At 37.3% G+C, this 19,014-nt stretch carries 19 protein-coding genes; all 19 read right to left on the bottom strand.

Annotated features, from left to right (window positions below; translation table 11 throughout):
• Nucleotides 1-22 precede the first annotated feature (22 nt).
• A complete protein-coding gene (locus tag HNQ37_RS03065; RefSeq protein ID WP_183539221.1) occupies nt 23-994 on the bottom strand; it encodes a hypothetical protein in 972 nt (323 codons plus the stop codon).
• Nucleotides 972-1,151: a hypothetical protein gene (locus HNQ37_RS03060; RefSeq protein WP_183539277.1), complete on the bottom strand. Its 180-nt coding sequence runs from the start codon at nt 1,149-1,151 to the stop codon at nt 972-974. Before HNQ37_RS03060 ends, HNQ37_RS03065 begins: the two co-directional genes overlap by 23 nt.
• Nucleotides 1,148-2,269 (bottom strand): hypothetical protein, encoded by a 1,122-nt coding sequence (locus tag HNQ37_RS03055; protein WP_183539218.1) that lies wholly within the window; start codon nt 2,267-2,269, stop codon nt 1,148-1,150. The genes HNQ37_RS03060 and HNQ37_RS03055 overlap by 4 nt, the downstream gene beginning before the upstream one ends.
• A 14-nt stretch (nt 2,270-2,283) precedes the next feature.
• Nucleotides 2,284-4,074: a phage tail spike protein gene (locus HNQ37_RS03050; RefSeq protein WP_183539216.1), complete on the bottom strand. Its 1,791-nt coding sequence runs from the start codon at nt 4,072-4,074 to the stop codon at nt 2,284-2,286.
• Nucleotides 4,074-5,618: a distal tail protein Dit gene (locus tag HNQ37_RS03045; RefSeq protein ID WP_183539214.1), complete on the bottom strand. Its 1,545-nt coding sequence runs from the start codon at nt 5,616-5,618 to the stop codon at nt 4,074-4,076. The genes HNQ37_RS03050 and HNQ37_RS03045 overlap by 1 nt, the downstream gene beginning before the upstream one ends.
• Nucleotides 5,618-10,531, bottom strand: coding sequence for a phage tail tape measure protein (locus HNQ37_RS03040; RefSeq protein ID WP_183539212.1), 4,914 nt, complete (start codon nt 10,529-10,531; stop codon nt 5,618-5,620). Before HNQ37_RS03040 ends, HNQ37_RS03045 begins: the two co-directional genes overlap by 1 nt.
• A gap of 74 nt (nt 10,532-10,605) precedes the next feature.
• The gene (locus HNQ37_RS03035) at nt 10,606-11,199 is read right to left on the bottom strand and encodes a hypothetical protein (protein ID WP_183539210.1); all 594 of its coding nucleotides are present in this window, start codon (nt 11,197-11,199) and stop codon (nt 10,606-10,608) included.
• Between the two features lie 42 nt (nt 11,200-11,241).
• On the bottom strand, nt 11,242-11,988 hold the full coding sequence (locus HNQ37_RS03030) for a DUF4352 domain-containing protein (RefSeq protein WP_183539208.1): 747 nt from the start codon (nt 11,986-11,988) through the stop codon (nt 11,242-11,244).
• An 8-nt stretch (nt 11,989-11,996) separates the two neighbouring features.
• Nucleotides 11,997-12,731 (bottom strand): DUF4236 domain-containing protein, encoded by a 735-nt coding sequence (locus HNQ37_RS03025; RefSeq protein WP_183539206.1) that lies wholly within the window; start codon nt 12,729-12,731, stop codon nt 11,997-11,999.
• A 72-nt stretch (nt 12,732-12,803) separates the two neighbouring features.
• Entirely contained in the window at nt 12,804-13,277 is a 474-nt protein-coding gene (locus HNQ37_RS03020; RefSeq protein ID WP_183539204.1) for a hypothetical protein, read from the bottom strand.
• 1 nt (nt 13,278) lies between these two features.
• Nucleotides 13,279-13,428, bottom strand: coding sequence for a hypothetical protein (locus HNQ37_RS03015; RefSeq protein WP_183539202.1), 150 nt, complete (start codon nt 13,426-13,428; stop codon nt 13,279-13,281).
• Between the two features lie 32 nt (nt 13,429-13,460).
• On the bottom strand, nt 13,461-13,862 hold the full coding sequence (locus HNQ37_RS03010; protein WP_183539201.1) for a phage tail tube assembly chaperone: 402 nt from the start codon (nt 13,860-13,862) through the stop codon (nt 13,461-13,463).
• Between the two features lie 86 nt (nt 13,863-13,948).
• On the bottom strand, nt 13,949-14,545 hold the full coding sequence (locus tag HNQ37_RS03005) for a phage tail protein (RefSeq protein ID WP_183539200.1): 597 nt from the start codon (nt 14,543-14,545) through the stop codon (nt 13,949-13,951).
• Between the two features lie 32 nt (nt 14,546-14,577).
• Nucleotides 14,578-14,967, bottom strand: coding sequence for a DUF806 family protein (locus HNQ37_RS03000; protein WP_183539199.1), 390 nt, complete (start codon nt 14,965-14,967; stop codon nt 14,578-14,580).
• 2 nt (nt 14,968-14,969) lie between these two features.
• Complete coding sequence (locus HNQ37_RS02995; RefSeq protein ID WP_183539198.1) at nt 14,970-15,317, bottom strand: phage head closure protein; 348 nt, start codon at nt 15,315-15,317, stop codon at nt 14,970-14,972.
• 8 nt (nt 15,318-15,325) lie between these two features.
• A complete protein-coding gene (locus HNQ37_RS02990; protein WP_183539196.1) occupies nt 15,326-15,655 on the bottom strand; it encodes a head-tail connector protein in 330 nt (109 codons plus the stop codon).
• A gap of 32 nt (nt 15,656-15,687) precedes the next feature.
• Nucleotides 15,688-16,923: a phage major capsid protein gene (locus tag HNQ37_RS02985; RefSeq protein WP_183539194.1), complete on the bottom strand. Its 1,236-nt coding sequence runs from the start codon at nt 16,921-16,923 to the stop codon at nt 15,688-15,690.
• Nucleotides 16,924-16,927: 4 nt separating this feature from the next.
• Entirely contained in the window at nt 16,928-17,758 is an 831-nt protein-coding gene (locus tag HNQ37_RS02980; protein ID WP_183539192.1) for a head maturation protease, ClpP-related, read from the bottom strand.
• 28 nt (nt 17,759-17,786) lie between these two features.
• The gene (locus tag HNQ37_RS02975) at nt 17,787-19,013 is read right to left on the bottom strand and encodes a phage portal protein (RefSeq protein ID WP_246415583.1); all 1,227 of its coding nucleotides are present in this window, start codon (nt 19,011-19,013) and stop codon (nt 17,787-17,789) included.
• Nucleotide 19,014 lies beyond the last annotated feature (1 nt).

Genomic DNA, 19,014 nt, shown 5'->3' with positions numbered 1-19,014 from the left:
TTTGTCCTTTTTTATTTTTTTTTTAAACTGTTTTAGTGTAAGAAATAGTGATTGTATATTTATCCCCTGTTGCTTCACTTCCGCCATTAAATTGAAACTGTGATCTTGTAGCTTGAACCTGTCTAGCATAGCCCATAAGTGGAAGCATGGTAAATGTTGTCCCATTATTAAACAATCCATGAAGCTCTACAATTTGATCAATATTAGCAATCCCATGATTATAATTTGTTCCAGCTGATATGCCTGTTATAGAAAAAGTTTTTCTGTAAATGGTTTTTCCATCTATCCAAGTTCCTACAGCAATTTCTGAAGTACTATAAGTATTAGAAAGATCTTTACCTTTTACTGTTATTCCTGTGGAAGTTATTTTTGTAGAATTACTATTGCTATCTAAAATATTAAAAGAGGAACTATCTATATCCGTTTGATTACCGTTACCATCATTAACATCAATACCCGTATTTACATTTGCAGATATTGATTTAGTGACATACCCGCTTGTATCAAACTTGGATAATATTATTCCATCTGTCCCAAAGTTATTTTGTTGTGAACTATCTTTTATTGAATTGATAAGATGATCAAAATTAAATGTGATTCCATAGTTATCAACTACGACCGTTCCTGTGTCTAATACATTATTCCCCCCATTATTACTTCCAACATTAATTTCGTTAGTAATACTACCAGAAGTTACATCACCAAGTGTAGATACTATTGACGAAAGTTTATCTGCAATTAAATTAGCAACTGTAATCGACCAAAGTATCCAAGTCGTTCCAGTCCAGACATAGATGTTACTAGGCGCTATTGTCGCGCCACTAGCAGTGATTGAAGAAGTTCCAGTATATTGCCAAAGCATATTCACTACTTTAGTCGTTGGCTCTGTCGTCTGCTGATAGATTTGACCAGGCGCACCAGTTGGACCTGGTGAACCTGGAGAACCATCAGAAACCTTACTGATCGTATAGTTATTGCTCGCTACTATCGTCATTTGCTACTACCTCTTCCCATATTTCAATAATAGGAGTAGAAATTCCATAAGTGCGCCATATCTGCTCGATCACGTCGCTTGCATCTTTAGCTTCAAAACTTACTTGTGTAATCTCTCCGCCCAGTTCGATATTTGCATAAAATTTACTAGTCATCATAGATTCACCTCACACGTGTATTGAGCCTTAACAGTGATATCTGTTGCAGCAACACTGATCGTTTTACCAGTTTTGTACTGCACACCTGTACCGCCAAAGTTAGCGTTTAACGTTCCGTTTTGATCTCTTTGAGACCATTTATAAGTATAAGTAGTTCCACCTGTATCAATCTCTGCACCTGATTGAAATACCCGACAAGTAAGTGTTGTAGTTCCTGCACCATTCTTAAATATACTTCCAGCTGTGCTATCAATAGTGCAAGTGATAGGATCTGAATAATCTAAAAGTGTAGTGATACCACTGACTACAGTTCCTGCAGTTCCGCCAGCTTCGTCAATGATTACTGCTTTGAAACTTTGAGCATTTGTAATAACTGTGGGTGTAACTGTTAGAATTCCCTGTGCGGTAGTATTTGTACCTGCTACGACATTAGGGGTTTGACCTGTTGTAGATGCGCTACATAAGTGCCAGCCAAGACCAAGATTCGCATTATAGCCAGTTGAACCTGTTGTTGTGACAGTACTATCTGCATATCCGAAGAAGATTTGTTTATTTCCTGCAGATAATGCTCCACCTTTATAAAGATCTGCATTAATTGTTAAGCTAGCTGGTAGGCTATTGTAAAATGCACCGCCATTCCCTGCATAAACATTAACAAGTATTGCAGACTTAGCGAGTTGCATTACTGTTAAATCAAGCACTGCTGAAAATGGAACGTTAAGTCCAGTAATTGGATCTACCCAAAGACCCGAAGCAGTAAACCGTGAAGCTGAGTTAGCAATAGGAACGTTAACTTTAGTGGTTAGAACGCTGTTACCCGTACCGCCAAGATATTGCGTATCTGTCGTAACAGTGGAAGTAATAGTCGTTGCCGTTGTCCCGTCTGTCCGAGTCCATGTGATTGCACCAGACAATCCACTTAATACTGAAGTAACACTACCTGCTTTAGTAAGATTAAGCGTAAGCACTTGAGCTGTTGTTGCATAACTGGGTGACCACGTTTGAGCGGTTGCATCATAAGTTTGCGTAGTTACACCACTTGCTGTGATGAAAGCATTTAATTGCATTCCATCTGTCAAATCTGTCATTGTTATTTGACCACTTGAAACAATTGTCATTTATTTTCTCCTTTTTAAAATAGTGAGGTTGCAACACAATCAAATGTTGCCCTTTGTTGTAAATCGCTATTAGTGATTGTGATTGATTTTGACCCTGCTTGATGTTGTAAATTCCAAGTAGTATCAACCGCGCCATCTGCATTAATTTTTGTCCATACATAGACAAATTCAGTCCCATCAGTATCAATTTCGTTGTTATCTTGATAAAGCCTTGCAGTTAAAACAGTATTGATGATATTATTTTTAAACTGGTAACCATTGCTCGATTCAATAACTAGATTGATTGGACTTGTACCGTCTGAAACATCAAGCATTGTGATATCAGGGCTGTTGTAAGTTCTAGTTCCAAAAGTTGCTTGATAACTGATCACTGATTTTTGAAATATCTCACTTGCATTGACTGTTAAATTAGGTGAGTTACCGCCATTTCCAGAACTGATAGGCGTACCATCTGCGATCCACTGAATAGTATCAGGGGTTACCTCAGTAACATCAGAACCTTTAAAGACATGCGCTTGTAACTCTGTTGAGCCAGTACCATTTTTAAAGCTTGTTCCGTTTGTCGTCCAGACCTCACAACGATAAGGAGTGGCTGCGTCGACCAAAGCATTCATTTGACTTATTAAATCGTCTGAAACTTGACTTTGAAGTTTCGTAAAATTAGAAAAAGTAATAACGTTATTCGCTGGATTTGAAAAACTAATTTGCATTTCAGACACTCGAGCAGATAAGATCAAACCACTTGGGAAATTATCGTCCTGAATAATTATCGTGTCACCAATCGCGAGAGGTGTTCCATTGCCTACAGTTTCAGACAGGAGCTTGCTACTTGCGGTTACTACATATGTAACAATTGCATAAGCATAAAGTTTAAACTGACTAAGCGCATAAGCCCAGAGATCATCCGCGCTCGTTGCACTAGCCGAAAGGTCTTTTCTGATCCATGTATCTGAGGAATCAGAAGAGGTTTGAGATGGATACATTACATTCGAAAGTGGTGCATAAGCTGTATCACTTCCAGCTCTCTTATAGAATTCCTCTTGGCCGTTCGCATTGTTAACCGACCAAGCAGAGGCGTTCCAATTGACTGCATCGTTAGAATCAGTTACGGTTGTTGCGTTAAAAATCTGCGTTTTATCAACCTGTCGTTCTATCCCAACAACATTTTTGCCATAAAAAAGCGTGACATCATCACGCTTTTTCCCTACTCCTTGGATTTGATTTCCGTCATTTGCTCGATAAAGATTGAGCGTAATACTCTGAAGAGTGCCATCACTATTTAAAGCTGTAATGAATTCAAACTCACCGCCAAAATCACCAACTAAAGCAAGCAATCGAGCAAGCTTCGTATCTTGACTGTCATAGCTTAATGTTTTAGTCAAACTTGATAATTCATTAATCCCTAAAGTGATTTTTGCATAGGATAAGATACCCATTGAAGCAATGTACCACTCAATCGTTTGAGCGGTCGTTGAAGTGAACGGATTCACGTTTTCGTTGATCATTTCAAGATTCAATGATTCGCAAGATAAAGTGATAAACTGATCGTTATCAATTAAATTCGCCACGTAAAATAAATAATCTCTACTGTTGTAATTAAGACTAATGTAAGATTGCTCATTAAGATATTGGCAATAATCTTGTAAGACACCTTTTTTAAATTTGTTGACTGTAAAATCAAAGGTTGCGGCGCCTTCAGCGAGATAAGTATGGAAGTTATCATTAAAAAATGAAGGCAACCCTGGAATATCATTGTCAATAAATCCAACAATTTTCAAATTAGTTCCATGGATATTCAATTGCATTATAGGTTCCTCTCAATCCATGTTACTTCTATATCAAGATCTCCTGTAAACCAACTGGAAGGAATAATCTTTAGCTCGCTTTGTCCTGGTGGGAGTGAAAAGAACTTCGAGCCTAAAACAAATAAGTTATTTGTTGGAAGACTGTCTTTAATGATCTTTCCATTATTCATATCGATGTTAAGTTCTGAATTAGCAGAAAATTTATTAGGAACATCTTTATATAAAGTTTCGTTCTGTTCTTCAAAAGTTAGTTTCCGAAGTGAAATATTACTTACCATTGACTTGTTACTATAAGCGCCTAAGTCAACATAGATATGATCAACTTCCATATTTTCAATTTCAGGAACATAGAAATTATGCCTGCCATACCAATAAAACCCGATATTAGCGCCATTTTTTAATAGATCTTGTGCGCCCCCACCTTGCCAATACATAGCGTTAGGGGACGATTGATTAGATTCAGCGTTGTTTGCTTGAAATGAAGCCTGCGTAATTAACCTAATTCCACCTTTTCCATCTGCAACCCAGCCTTTCCAGTAAGCAGTATTGCCAGACATATCAGATTTCACAACTTCATTCATGATGATTGGTACATCATTTTTATCCATGTACCAAAGCTGAATAATACCTGTTTGACCAAAAGCCTGCGCCCAGAAAAAGATATTAAACCATGAGTACCAGTTTTTAGCGCCTTTATGGCCGCTCAAATCGGTTGGGACATCAAATTTAAGTACACCGCCATGATAACTGGATCCAGTTCCATAATTTCCAAGGCGTATACCATCACCGTCATATTTTAAAGTTCCGTTTAAAGCAACGCCATTGTTAGCTGGGCTTTGTGTAATCGAAGCTTGTGTGAGTTTTGAAAACAGTGTACTTCCAGAAGCATCTAACATTTTTTCGTTGTAAAGATAACTTTGAGTGTCTGCTTCTTCTTTATTTCCAACTTCGATCAGTCCACTTTGACCAACTATTCCAACATAGCCATTGTCAGAAGGGAACTTTATTTTGACAGTAGGAAATGTTTCAAGTGAGCCCTGATTATTTATCAAAGCACTATAAGAACCATCACTATTTTTTGTAATGGTTCCATTTTCTCCGCCAGAATTTTCAGAATTAAGCGTTTGAGTATAAGTTGATTCGGATATCCCAGACGGTACCAAGAATGTAAGCACCCCGGTAGCTGTCATTGTGGTAAGGTCTTCAGCCAGTGTCTGATTTCCGTCAGCAACTGCGTACCAGACTTTGTTTGGCTCATCTCCAAAGATCAATGGAGAGGGCGTTGTAACGTTCAGAATTGAAGCAATCCGATTTCTCTTTAACGTCCAGTCTGATAAATTCCCATGGAGAACATAATTCACCGTGATCGTTTTAGTATTGACTGTATTGAATAGAAAATCTTGACCGTATCGGGTCGTTTGAGGTGCACCATTCGAAGACTGTAAGTTAGTGGTAAATCCTCCACCTGTATCTCGTTGGATAGAGGTAAAGCCATCAACAATATCAGATAGTTCAATTTCATTAAATTTAATTGAAAAAGCCATTATGCTTTATTACCCCCTAATCTACTTTGTCGTGCTTGAAAATCTGTAGTCGCTGTTTGCATATATGGAACTAATCCTTTTGCAAAACTTTGTCCGTCAACTAGCGCTCTGACGGGTGGCTGATTATTCAGCGATGTTAATTGTTGTTGATTGATCCCTAGCAAGCTTGAAAGCAATGTAACTGCTTGATTCAATGCTGAAGCAATATCATTATTTGATGAACTTTCATTGCCTTTAATTGTCTTTGTTGCTTGATTTAAGAGTTGTGTCGCCCTTGACTTTTTTTGCGGGTCAAGGGGAATAATCATTTCTGCTTTATTACCTTCTGCGACTTCAACAAATCCATGATTTGCAACAATCCCACCGTTTTCATAGCCATGCCCCTGTCCTAAGTAAGAGAGGTTTGAACCGTATCTCGCTTTAGCGTAAGCAAGTGCAGCAAGTAAGTTATCATAGCCATTAAAAATATTTCCATGCCCTGGGAATTTATAAGCATTAAAGGTTGATGAAATGGTCTGCATGAGTCCTTTTGCAAGGTCTCCAGAAATCGTATTGGCATCCGTATAGCCATGTTGGACTGCACTTGGATTACCCCCTGATTCGGTAGCGATTTGGCGAAGGACTTTACTCACCATGCTGTCTGAAGTACTTAAGCCGTTTGCTTTAAGTGCTTCTTTAACTTGATCTTTCCAACGTTGTACACCAGATCCAGAAGGTGCATTTTGTGTCCCCTCTGATTCGGCTTTATCAAAAAATGACTTAGCAAATTTAGTTAAGTCATCTTTTAATATATCCCCTGAACCACTCGCCACTTTTGATAGTGAGTAAGGCATTGAATCAATTATCTTACCTATCCCAAGCGAATTATAAGTGTCGTTAATTACTTTTTCCGGACCGTTGCTAATGGTATCCCATACATCTGTAAGAAATCCCGATACACCGTCCTTATGCTTTGGCAAATCAGCAGTCATTTCCAAGAATTTTTTAGACATGGAGTGGGGAAGAATTGAGGTGCCTGCTTGCAAGGGTCTAACTTCAGGACCTTGTAAACCAACTGGGAAGATACCTCTATTTTGATCGTGAGCAAGTTCAAATCCCTCTTCACCAACTAGTGCCATTTCGTTAGTTGGCAAGCCTCGTGTACCAGTTGCGTATTTTGGCACGTCTACATGTTTAATTGATCCCCATTTTTGACCAAATGGTTTGCTAATAAAGTTAAGTACATTATTAATTCCATCAATAAACATATTGTAGAAATTATCAGTATCGGCGAATCCTTTAGCATATTCTTTCGTTGATTCACCTGCTTGTTTAGCTGCCGCCTTAACATACTTATCAGCTTTATCAGTTGCTGCAGTAACCGTATCGTCTCTATCTTTACCAGCCATTTGAGTAGTTTGAGTGTATCCGTCTTTGGCTGTTTTGACAGTACTGTCACGTGCATCCTTGGCTTTTGAAATCATTTTATCGTACTGATCTTTAGTAATTGATGTATTTTCAGCACGTTCTTTATCTGCCGCTTCTACAGTTTTTTGATATTTCTCATTTGCTGACTTAATTGATCCGTCTTTTGCCTTTTTAGCACTGTCTACAACAGCTTGATATTCACTATTTGATTTTTCAACAACGTCTTGTAGTTGCTTTGCATTAAGTTTGCTCTTAGATTTTTTGACTTCTTCAAGTAAATCTTTTTGTTTATTTTGCGCAATTTTTGTAGAAACCGAAAGCTCTTGATTGAATTTATCTTCGTCCTTAGTAGTCTTTTTGGCATAATCTTCTTGGAGTTTTTTAAGAGTCGCTAAGTGAGCCTTTTCTGATGCTTCATTTGATTTATGATATGTATCATCTTCATTTTGAAGCTCTTGATTTTTAGCTTGGCGATATTCAGTAGAATTTTTACCATATCTTTGTTCAATTAATTTTAAGGCATCTGTATTGCCGGACTGAATATCTTTAATCTTTTGAGCATGTGACTTTTCAGCTGCTTGTGAATCAGAGTTATACTTATCATTCGCTACTTTAACTGTCTTAAAGTAGTTAGTACTATTAGACTGCATGCTATCCAAAGTCTTTTGCTGACTCTCTCTTTGCATTTTATCGCCATTTTTTTGGCGTGCAAGTAGATTATCTGCCTGTTCTTGAGTGATAGCACCGTTTTTCAAAAGGGTTTGGATTTGCTTATTAGAATCTTTTTCCTGATTAGAATAAAATTCATCAAGGCCTTTTCCCATTTTTGCATAGGCAGTCGTTGTTGTGTTAGCCACTGCATCAATATTACTATTTTTAGAGTTATCAATTATTGCACTCGTATTAACAGCGTTTTGGAAACTTGTATTTTGCTTTGTAACGTCTTTGGCTGCCTGAGTTGGCCCAGCATTTTCATGCGTAGGGGCATAACCCTCAGATTTCAGACTTGCATCTTTTATCATATCTGAAATTTCTTTATTAAAAGCTTTACCAATCTTAGATCCGTTAATCCCTCCGAGTGCGGCACCAATTGCGGTTCCAATCCCAGGAGCGAAGAATGATCCAATTGCTGCGCCTGCAGCTGCTCCACTCAGTGAGCCAAGAACACCACCAGCCTTTTGCTCTGAGTTATCTTTACTCATTAACTCAATGCCTGCATTGACTCCACCAGATAGTACTGTACTTCCAGTCGTACTCCCAACTAATCCTAAAATTTTAGGAATTAATGAAGTTACTTTGCTCAAAGCATTAGAAGCAATACTAGTTTTAGTAGCAGTGCTGGCAATTGTTTCACTTTCAGCTACAACATCAGTAGTAGCTTCTTTTTCAACAGCTGTAGCAACCGACACTGGTCTACCTGCTAATGCATTTGAAAGAGCATTATACCCTGACATGATTTTAAGCTCATTGTTGATTTTCTTGACCATGATCAATGCATCACCAATTTTATTAACCGCCCAAATCCCAGCGAATATCTCACCAATAGTAATAACTTCTTGCTTATGCGCTCCAATGAATTTAACGATATCAACAGTGCCTTGGAAGATATTTGCAATCAAATCGGCGATATCTTCAAGCCCTTGTTTTCCTTCTTTTGAATTAAATGCTTTAGCCATCGAAGTGGCGGCATCAGTTAAGGCGGGTAAGGATCTTTGACCAATCATAATTAAAGCAGCTTCGCCAGCTGCTTTAAATTGTTTTAATTCATTTTGAGTAGACTGCATATTTTTGTTTGCAAGCCTAACAACATATCCTTGACCATCTGCAGCTTCTTTAACTTTATCGTTTAATTCGCCTAATTGTTTTACATTAGCTGAAAGAATTGAGCCTGCCTGTTGACCAGTAGTACCAAACAGAGCGTGGAAGATTTGTCCTTGCTCGAATGAACTAAGTTTTTCGGTATGTTGATTCAACAGCCCAAAAATATCAGTCATTGATTTCATTTTTCCGCTTTGGTCAACGAAATCTTTAGTGCTTAAGCCAATACTTGATAATGCGATTGCAGCGTCATTTGTTGGAGATTGTAATGAAACCATCACTTTTCTAAGTCCGGTACCTGCTTTATCTGCTTCAAGACCGTTATTTGAAAGAATACCAATTGCCGATGCAGTTTCAGAGAGACTCAGCTTATTTTGATGAGCTGTAGCGCCAACGTATTCCATCGCTATACCTAAACTTGAGAAGTCTGTAGCAGTCATATCAGCTGCATAAGCCATTTCATTGACGACTTCTTTGGTATTTTTAGTCATGCCGGTAACATCAGTTGCCTTTTTACCAAAACTTTCAAGCGCTGCTGTTGAATTATGAACAACATCTGTAAAATCATCACCAGAAGCGACTGAGGCTTGAAGCATTGTTGGCAAAGCGCCTAACGCTTGAGCGCTTGAATAGCCTCTTTTAACTAATTCTTGATATCCATCTGCAATTTCTTTCTGTGTTTTACCATATTTGACAGATAAATCAGCACCTTCGGACTGCATTTTGTTAACATTTTTTTGAGCTTCAGCTGCTTGCTCACCACCAGTAACTAGTAAGTTAAACGTTGTTTTATATTGATTCTGAAGAGCCGAGGCATCTTGAGCGCCTTTAATTGCAACTGCACCAATGGCTGCAATACCAAAAGAGGCCATCATTGCTGATTGCCTCACTTTCTCGAATCCTGCTGACATTGCAGTTGTTACTTTTTCCGATGTTTGGTAAAGAGTATTTAGACCACTTCCAAGGATATTTTTATCGTTGAAAGGGTGCATTTTAGTAACCGCTAAATCTGCTTCTAGAATCTTGTTACGATATCCGATTAAAGCTGTTCCGGCTTCATTGACCTTTGCTTTTTGCTCTGCTATTGCAGTGGAGCTTGTTCCCTCAGCAGTTTCAAGGCGCTTTAGTTCTGCAACCTGAGCAGACAGTAAAGTTTGTTGCTTTTCGTAAGAAGTATTAAGCCCTGAAAGTTCAGCTTTTGCAGCACCTACTTTATTTCTTTGTGCTGAAAGTAAATCTACCTGTGACTTAGTCAGGTCATTATTTACTTTTAATGAGTTACTTAGCTCATCAATACCAGACTTTTGACGATAGAAGGCTGTCTCAGCCTTGTTCATCTGATTCGTATATGATCCAAGCGTACGTTCAGCTGAGCTAAGTTGCTTATTTAGCTTTTGCCATGAAGCTTCTCCTGCTTCTGTGCCACGTTTTGTGTCGAGCGTTGAAAGTTCGGTTTTAAGCTCTGCAATTACATCTTTTTGAGCCTTAACTGCAGATGTAAGCCCTGTATATTTAGCTTCGGCAGCGCCTAAAGAGTTACCAGAAGCCTTTAATTGAGCTTCATTGATTTTCCATTCGTTTGTTGCATCTTTAACAGCTGACTTTAACTCCGTGATACTTCTGACTGCTTGCGTTGCATCAATACCGATTGGCTGTGTGATTGAGCTATTTTTGCTAATTGTTGGCAAATTTTAACCTCCTTTCAAGGCATAGAAAAAACGCCTAAATGTTTTTAGACGTTTTTAATTATTCATTTTTTATGTTAGTTAGACCAATATAAGTTACCATATTTCACCTTAAATGGGCCAGAACTTCCACTGTTATTTTCATAATATACCTGGTAATCATTTGTTCCTGAGTCTACATTTACAACACCACCCATTACATTATCACTCCCACTGTCAAATATAAGTTTAGTTCCACTTGAAGATGTTACTTTAATTCCATCAACAAAATTAAAAAATGGTGTAAGTTGTGAGTTATTTCCTATTTCAATATCAACTTCAACCATATGGTCTAAATCATCTACTTTTTTAGAGTCGGGTATGATATTTGTAACTGTAAATCCCATTCCATTAATTACATTTCCACTATTAGGATTTTTAAATGGCGTAATATTTCCAAAAGCTAATTGATCACCTGTATCTACTGGTTGAATGCTACTTGATACGGGAACATCTGAGCTACTTTGCACTGGTATGTCTGAGCTACTTGATGATACAGATTCTGATGATGATGATTTTGAACTTATTGAACTGATTTTTGATGAATCAGATTTTTTAACAGTAGAATTACCACAAGCTGTTAGCAAACTGATTGATAATATAATAACTCCAATTAATGATATTTTCTTCACTAAATAATCTCCTAAATTAGTTTAATTTAACTAGCTTAAATATTATTGGCTAGACCAAACAACATTATTTAAAGTTATTTTATAAGGACCAGTTCCACTATTATCAAAAAATATTTCTATCTTTGCAGTTATAGTAGGAGGTATTGTATCTGGAACATCATTTCCATACGTTGCTGAGTCTAAATTTAGAGTATTACCTTGAGAATCATATGCATCAAATCTTGTTGCATTAAAATCTGCTACACTGCTGCCGTTATTAACTACAGTGACATCTACCTCTAAAGCAGTTTCACCAGAATTTGCATCTTCAAGAGACACATTTGGAGAGTTGGGTGTAATTGCTGTCACAGTATATGAAACGTCAGATGAATCTTTAAATGTTGTGCCTATTGTTCCTATATTTGAATTAGATGAAGAATCAGAAGAACTAGTGTCTCCATCTGTAGATACATCAGTCCACTTTAGACTTGAAGCATAGCCATTCTTGGCATCAGTAGCTTGTTCTTTTTCAAAATCCTGTTTTGCATCAGAATTGCTAAGAGCTCCATTTTCTACCAAAGTTTTTAAATTTTTTAAAGAATCTTTTTCTTGATTATAATAATAATTAGAATCATGAGAAGATGTTGATTTTGATGTATTTGAAGAACTAGAAGCACTTGAATTCCCGCAAGCACTTAATACTCCAATAGACATCATTGCAACCGCAATAAGTAAAAATTTTTTCACAAGCCAATCTCCTAAAATTGTTTTATTTAAGGAAATTATAAGCTTAATTGTATTCGCTTGCAAACTTTATCTCATTTTAAACTATAGTTTTCATAAATAAATTCATTTTTTAATAGTTTATAAAAATCTACTCTTTTCATTACTTTATTATTTTTACTGATTCTGTCAATAACCTTAATTTTTTTACTAAAAAAAGTAGCATAAATAATCCAGAAAATGATAGAAGAAAATAAAACTGCTAAAAATAATAGGGGAGAATAATCTTCAATTTCATCATAAGGAATAAAAATCGTTCCTAATAACGCAGAAAATATGATAGATGCTGGAAATAGAATAATTAAAGTAATAACTTGCCATCCTGTAGCCTTTTTATAAAACCTCTTTTGGGATGTAATTCCATCCCTTTCATTTATTTTTTTATTTTCTTGAATCATCATATCATTTACTTCTTTTTCTGAATACCCAGATTCCCTATACATGTCCTCTAAATTATTTAACTCTGTATTTAAATTATTCAAAGCATTTTGAAATCCATTTGAGCCATTACTTAAAATAGTAGTATCAATTGATTTAAATGGTTTGCCAATATTTTCTACATTTTTTTCAGGTTGATGATTTGTGCTTGAGTCTTTAACATAAGTAATTCCTGTTTCAGGTAATGAAAAAGTAGTTCTAGTTCTACCATTTGTTAATTTTGTTGCTCTAATTCCTTTTACACCAGCGCTTGCTCCAACTCCGCTTTTACTAAAATTTATTTTAACTCCAGTTTTACCTATTGGAATACTTTTCCTAATGCGTAATCCCATAATATAACTACCCCACAAATATTTTTTATGAAGTAATTATATTCTTAATTGCACTAATTTACGAGTATTATTTCATTGTTCAAATCTTTTTGCAACAATCTTCTGATATTCTAAAGCTCCTGCTTCCATCATTGCCGTTCTAACTACATCATCAACATATAATTTATCCATGAAATGGTCTGCTGTGATTGCTACTTCTCCAGGGTTCTTGTACTCTCTGTGAGACACTTTAGTGAACTGTGGGAACTTTGTACCATCATTAATAAAACGTGCGATATAGGCTTTTAACGTGTCAAATCCAACGATGTAAGAGCCGTCCTTAATGCCGTTGATATTAGTACCTTTCATCATAATACTATCTGCTAGATGTGGGTCTTCTCCAGTTGATCTAACTCTGTAATGGGAGTCTTTGATATATTCTTCCAGCGCTGTCATATAGACCAATGCTTCAGCTTTAGTAATGCTAATCTGGTCTTCAATAGATAAATTAGTGCTAATTTCTTCTACATTATTAACAAAATTATTTAATAATTCTTCAAATTCCATATTATTGCCCGAACATTTCTTTGATATTGGTAAATGATGCCATTTTCTTGTTTGCATCGGCATTGAATACGTCCATGAGTTCATAATAGTCTTGATCATCAACTTCTTTCAATGTCCAATTCCAGTTCTTAATGACATCTTGCTCAAACAATCTTAAATCAATCAGTTGATTGTTATGATAGATTATCCTTTCGCCAGCGCTTGTTCTTTTTTTTCGCCGTCTTTTGCACCATCCTCTTCCTTAAAGACTCTATCGATAAAGCTTTCATCATAACCTTGGAAAATAAGAATGATTTTATTTGTTAATCTGTCAAATTCTGCACGTCCAAATTCTTCAAGTTTTTCAACTTCTTTTTCTGTCAATCCGAGTTGTTCTTTGATAAAGGCTTCTGAACTTTCAAGGTAGTGGATCATATTAATAGCATTTGCTTTGGTTAACTCTGCAAAATCTTTTCCTTGTTCTTTCGAAAGATCATCATCAAACTTTGCTAATTCTAATTGATAATTGTGCATTTTCTTAATGTTTTTGATTGAAGTAGTAATTTCAAACGCTTCTTTTCTAAGCTCTGGTACAGTTAATTTCATGGTAGTCTCCTTAAAAACTCTATTTTATTTTTTGAAAAGGAATAGGTGGAATCGAACCACCTTTCGCCTTCATTCCTAACTATTTTTTATCCAGCTGATGGAACAGTGTAACCAGTAAATACATCTGACATCATTGTTGCTTCAGTAAATTGAGCATCTCCGCCATCAAAGAATTTGATAGCTTGTCCGCCCCATTTAGAAACTGAGAAAGCAGTGAATGTTAATGCATCATCTACACGAACTTCAGTAGCCGTATTTGTCTGCAAGTTCAACGCAGTTTCATTCATCTTGCCTGCTGCAAATCCAATGTATTGCGCATCAAGCGTGCCAATTTCAGTTGTTTGAATCAAGACTGCAATTTTTGGCACTTTGCCTTGTGTGTACCCACCTTTAGAGTCATTCACACGACCAAGCACTTTATTTTTGACTGCTGCTGGAAGATTATTGAAATCAAACGCTACGGAAGGTGTTCCCTTTGCGATTGAAGCATCAACTTGTCCGTCATTTCCATAAATCAGTGTTGGTGCGCTTGAAATATTTGTGATATTTGCGGTTTTAGTACCGAGCATATCATTTGTGATCGGGAACGTTCCGTTTGTGGAAAGACCAGACGTCCCTGCTAAAATTGCTCCTGTGTCATCAAGCAACGCAAGAGTAACTTGTTTTAAACCTACTACTGCCATTTTTTGTATCTCCTTTTGTATTAAAAAACGAGTTAGCTATTTGCTATCTCGCTGAGTGTCATTGATTTTTGAACGGTCAAGTTCTTAATTATCTGGTGCGTGTCTGGGTCCTCCATTCTTGGTTTCGATTGAGTGACGAGCCACCCTTTACTTTCAAGAAACTGCATGAGAGAAAGTTCAGACGAAATCGTATCTACTTCAGTCTCCACCGAATAAAATATTTGAATGTAAACGCCGTAATTAAACCTCACAAAGTTTGAATTTCCATAATCTGATGGCATATCCTCACTTTCAGTGAGTAAAATTTGGGTGACGTTTGAAGCATCTCTATTTTCGGGCGGAATTGAGTTTTCATAGATCTCATCAAAAGCAAAGCCACTTGATTCTATTAATCCTTGAACAATTTCTGTTGGTCTTTTCAAAATTATGTTCCTTTCGTGACTTTCCTTAAAGTGATGAAATCATACGTAACCAATTTTGCTGAATCATCTGGCGAAACATTGATGATTTCGTACAAATCAGTACCTATCATTACAGCCCCCATATCAATATATTGGGTATTGTGCCTCACAACGATTTCAAAATCATCTTTTGCTTCTGTTGACAGCCCAAGTTGAAGTACTAAACTTCGAGTCTTCGCACCGTACCAAACAGTTAATGCGTTATCCGTGTCTAATTCTTGTTTACTCCCTCCAGACTTTGTTTTAGTAGTCTTGAATGAACCAATTTTACAGCGCCTATTTAGATCATTTGGACTATATTTATTTGCCATTTATCCTCCTAAGCGCTAGTTGTAGAAGCTAGTTCTTCTTGAGCCTCTTTCCAAGCTGAATACAGGCCGCGCATTTGTCCAATCATCATATCTGTAACGGTTGATAAAGGCATAGAGAGTGAGCGATTCGCCCACATTTCCATTGCCAAGCTAACGACTGCGATATTAGACAGTGGCTGAACATTCGATTCAGAAAAGAAAAGAACGTCTGCACTGTCTGAAGTGACTGCATTCTGTATCCAAGATTTTGAAGCATCAAGATATGCCTGTAACGACGTATCATCATCAGTTCCATCTACTCTAAGTTGCTCTTTCAAATCATCAAGTGCAACGCTCATTCTATCCCTCCTCTATTTTTTCTATCAGTCTATTAAGAAGCTGGTGTAGATATAACGTTACCTACTTGGTCTGCAATCTTAGCGAATGATCCAGCCACGAAAGCATCAGAATCAGTTGCTTTAACATCGAAACGATCAATGACACGAATCTTTGTAGTATCGCTTTCGAACGCACCTGCACCAACGTTAGTCGTTGTGAGTTGCATGTCTTCACGGTCAAATAAAGTAACTGCTTGGCTCAAATCGCCATAGTAGAGTGGATAAACAGGGACATTAACAGTTCCTTTGCTTGGCAACCAACGATCTGCTACTACGATGATCTTTTTACCCTTAATTAAGTAAGTATTTGGTTGTGTTGGGTCTGGTTCAAGTAAATACTTACCGACTGCTGTTTTAACTAGTGAAAGTTGATTCAAGCCTGATTGGTTAGTCATTAAACTTGATGTTGCAATAACAGCTGGGTCAACAGCCGTATTGATCATGGTGATGATGTCATCAAACTTGGTAAGTGTTGGTTTAGTAGGCGCTGCATCCATTACTGCAATAATTGCTTGGTTACGAGTCACTACTACTTTTTTAGCCACCCAAGAAGTCAACCAAGCAAGAATGTTATCAGCAGTATCTTTCAAAAGTGAATTAGTTGCTGTGATGATACCTGCATAACGCTTAATAAGGTATTTAATAACCTGCAATTTTGGATTATCAAGATCTGGAATAGATGTTGATTCATCGTCAAGCATAGTTAGTGGCAAAACGTCAGCCCATTTTTCGTAAACACGTGATCCGGATTGAGTCGTTACATTTTCAACACGTACATACTTTTGCAATGAATCGTATTGGCGAACCAATTGGTTGATTTCGTAGCGAAGATCTTGAGGAATTGTAAGCCCAGCGCCTGAATCAGTACCAGTACCCATATCGGCAGAGCCAACAGCATTTTTCAGACGGAAGCCCATTGGATCAGTCACCATTGCGACGAAATCAGAAACAAATTTAGCTTTCAAGCCTTTTTCTTTTTTATCCAGTGGCTTAACATCTTCATCACGCATATTAATGACTTGTTCAGCTTGCGATTCGATAAGCTGTTCATGTAGTGCATCACGACGTGACTTTTCATTATCACGTTGATTTTTAAGTTCAGTCATTGATTCGGCTGAGAATTTGTCATCATTGAGCGACATATTAATTTGGTCGTTCAGGTCAGTGACTTTGTTTCCTGATGCAATCCATGCATCGTTAAGTTGGTTGAGGGTAAGTTTGATTCCCATTTTTTTATTCTCCTTTTTGGTCTAATAAAATAGCCAACTTACGGGAACGTAAATCGGCTTTGTTAGTTTTTTTATTCATTGTGGTTTTTCCACAATCTGAGCAGTATCCACAGTCTGGACAACAAGTATCGTTACCACACTCCGGACAAGTGACTGGATCTGCAGAAGATCCACAATTAGAACATGTTGCTTTATTTTTAACTTTTTGATTTTTAATCAAATCAATAAATTTATTCATTGATTTTTTAGTAGGAATTGCGCTTAATGAGTTCATTATTACTGGAGATACTTCCGAAAAAGTCATGATGTTATCTGCGAAGCCTTTGTCAACCGCGGTTTTAGCATTCATCCAAGTCGAATTTGACATTAACTGTAAAATCTCTGTCTCACTCATCCCAGTTTTCAACTCGTAAGCTGCTGCAATAGATTGATCCACTCCATTCAATACACTGGCTTCGTGTTCAAAGTCATCCGCATTCCCGACCGAGTTACTCAGAGCTTTATGAATCATGATTTGTGCGGTCGGAGAAATATTAACTGTGTCGCCAGCCATTGCTATGACAGAAGCTGCCGAAGCGGCTAACCCTTGAATATTTGCAATAATATTTTTGTGTGAGGAGCGTAAAACTGTGTAAATCTCACTTGCCGCAAACACTTCCCCACCGTTTGAAGCGATATTAAGTTCGACTTCGTCATCATCGGATAACAAGGCTTTATTAATTTTCGATGGGCTGCAATAATCAAGAGAGATTCCTAATTCATTGTTGATCATCTCAAAATAATTTGCAGTGTCGTTGTCAACGATGTCGCCTTTGACGTCAATTACAATCGTCATTTATTACCTCCTTTCTAAGATTAGTCATCTAATCACCTCCCTTCAGTGGTGTTGAAACTTCATTTAAATCTGTTCCCTTCACGTTTGTGATGACAGGGTTCATATTTTTAGGTTCGGGTAAATCATTTTCGACAAACCCTGCTTTCTGCAAAACAAAAAGCCCTTGATTCTGGGCTAAAGTGCCATATCTTACAAGATTTGCAATAGAGGTCATCATTGATTCACCAAGTGGGTCAACGACTTGTCGCATATCTGTTGTAATCTTCGTACCTTGCTTGTATTCTAATTCGCTCACTACAGCACTCAGGTAACGTTTCAATGCATGCGCATATAATCCTTTGATTTGATCGAGCGAGCTTTGTTGATCACCTTGACCACCAACATAGGTATCTGGAATGCCATATACTTTTGCAAACTGCTTAGAAGTCCAATCTGTTTGGCTGAGCAATTGAGCAACATTCGTTTTAATTTCTAAAGGCGTATAGGTTTCAAGATCGTCAAGCACCAATGGGCCGCCATTGCTATTTCTAACCGTCTTCATGAATCTACGAGAGCGAGCTGCCTTCGTTTTATCGTCAAGCAATCCACCGTTTTGGACTTTCAAAACACCATTTGCATTCATCGCATTCCGAAGTGAACTCATCGTTAATCGATTTGATTCACGTTTGATTGATAAAGTATCATTCATTGAAATGAGGGGACTCATTCCAGTTCTTCCTCCGTCAATCGAGAATAATCTGAAATGCAAAATGTCTGATTGTGGGACTTGAAAGAGAGGCGGTATCTTTGGATCCTCAAATGTTATGTTGTAATACATGCCATTTTCGTACTCAAAGTAGAATGTACTGACTTGCGAAGGTCTTAAATACTCCCACTTCACGTCGTTTCCGTTTGCGTTTCTCCACCTGTAGGCAAATGCTTCGCCGCCTATAAGGAGTTGCGCCCATACAGATTGCCAAAAGCCATGATAGCTTGCATTCGTGCTTGGATGATCGATGATACCTTGGGCTTTGCTCTTATCTGCTTTCAACATGACATTTGCGAGATCATTCGACATTAAGTTAATAATTGAGAACAAGTCAGGATTTTTTAAGGCCGCCCTTGCAGACACCCACTGATTACTTCCCAGAAAACTATCCATGATTAATGCATCGTTCCCGTCTGGGAAAAAACTATCCATTGATCCAAGTGGCGGATCACCTGTTTGATTGACGATGTCATTTTTGCTGAGTTCAGCAAAATTAAATATTGGCAAA

It is taken from the genome of Lactovum miscens, assembly GCF_014202895.1.
In the GTDB taxonomy this organism is placed as follows: Bacteria; Bacillota; Bacilli; order Lactobacillales; family Streptococcaceae; genus Lactovum; species Lactovum miscens.
The sequence above is the reverse complement of the archived record's forward strand: the minus strand, read 5'-3'. Positions and strand labels throughout refer to the sequence as shown.

Coding starts and splice junctions, on each gene's coding strand:
- HNQ37_RS03065 (WP_183539221.1), bottom strand. CDS start 994: ATGACGATAGTAGCGAGCAATAACTATACGATCAGTAAGGTTTCTGAT.
- HNQ37_RS03060 (WP_183539277.1), bottom strand. CDS start 1,151: ATGATGACTAGTAAATTTTATGCAAATATCGAACTGGGCGGAGAGATT.
- HNQ37_RS03055 (WP_183539218.1), bottom strand. CDS start 2,269: ATGACAATTGTTTCAAGTGGTCAAATAACAATGACAGATTTGACAGAT.
- HNQ37_RS03050 (WP_183539216.1), bottom strand. CDS start 4,074: ATGCAATTGAATATCCATGGAACTAATTTGAAAATTGTTGGATTTATT.
- HNQ37_RS03045 (WP_183539214.1), bottom strand. CDS start 5,618: ATGGCTTTTTCAATTAAATTTAATGAAATTGAACTATCTGATATTGTT.
- HNQ37_RS03025 (WP_183539206.1), bottom strand. CDS start 12,731: ATGGGATTACGCATTAGGAAAAGTATTCCAATAGGTAAAACTGGAGTT.
- HNQ37_RS03020 (WP_183539204.1), bottom strand. CDS start 13,277: ATGGAATTTGAAGAATTATTAAATAATTTTGTTAATAATGTAGAAGAA.
- HNQ37_RS03010 (WP_183539201.1), bottom strand. CDS start 13,862: ATGAAATTAACTGTACCAGAGCTTAGAAAAGAAGCGTTTGAAATTACT.
- HNQ37_RS03005 (WP_183539200.1), bottom strand. CDS start 14,545: ATGGCAGTAGTAGGTTTAAAACAAGTTACTCTTGCGTTGCTTGATGAC.
- HNQ37_RS02995 (WP_183539198.1), bottom strand. CDS start 15,317: ATGGCAAATAAATATAGTCCAAATGATCTAAATAGGCGCTGTAAAATT.
- HNQ37_RS02990 (WP_183539196.1), bottom strand. CDS start 15,655: ATGAGCGTTGCACTTGATGATTTGAAAGAGCAACTTAGAGTAGATGGA.
- HNQ37_RS02985 (WP_183539194.1), bottom strand. CDS start 16,923: ATGGGAATCAAACTTACCCTCAACCAACTTAACGATGCATGGATTGCA.
- HNQ37_RS02980 (WP_183539192.1), bottom strand. CDS start 17,758: ATGACGATTGTAATTGACGTCAAAGGCGACATCGTTGACAACGACACT.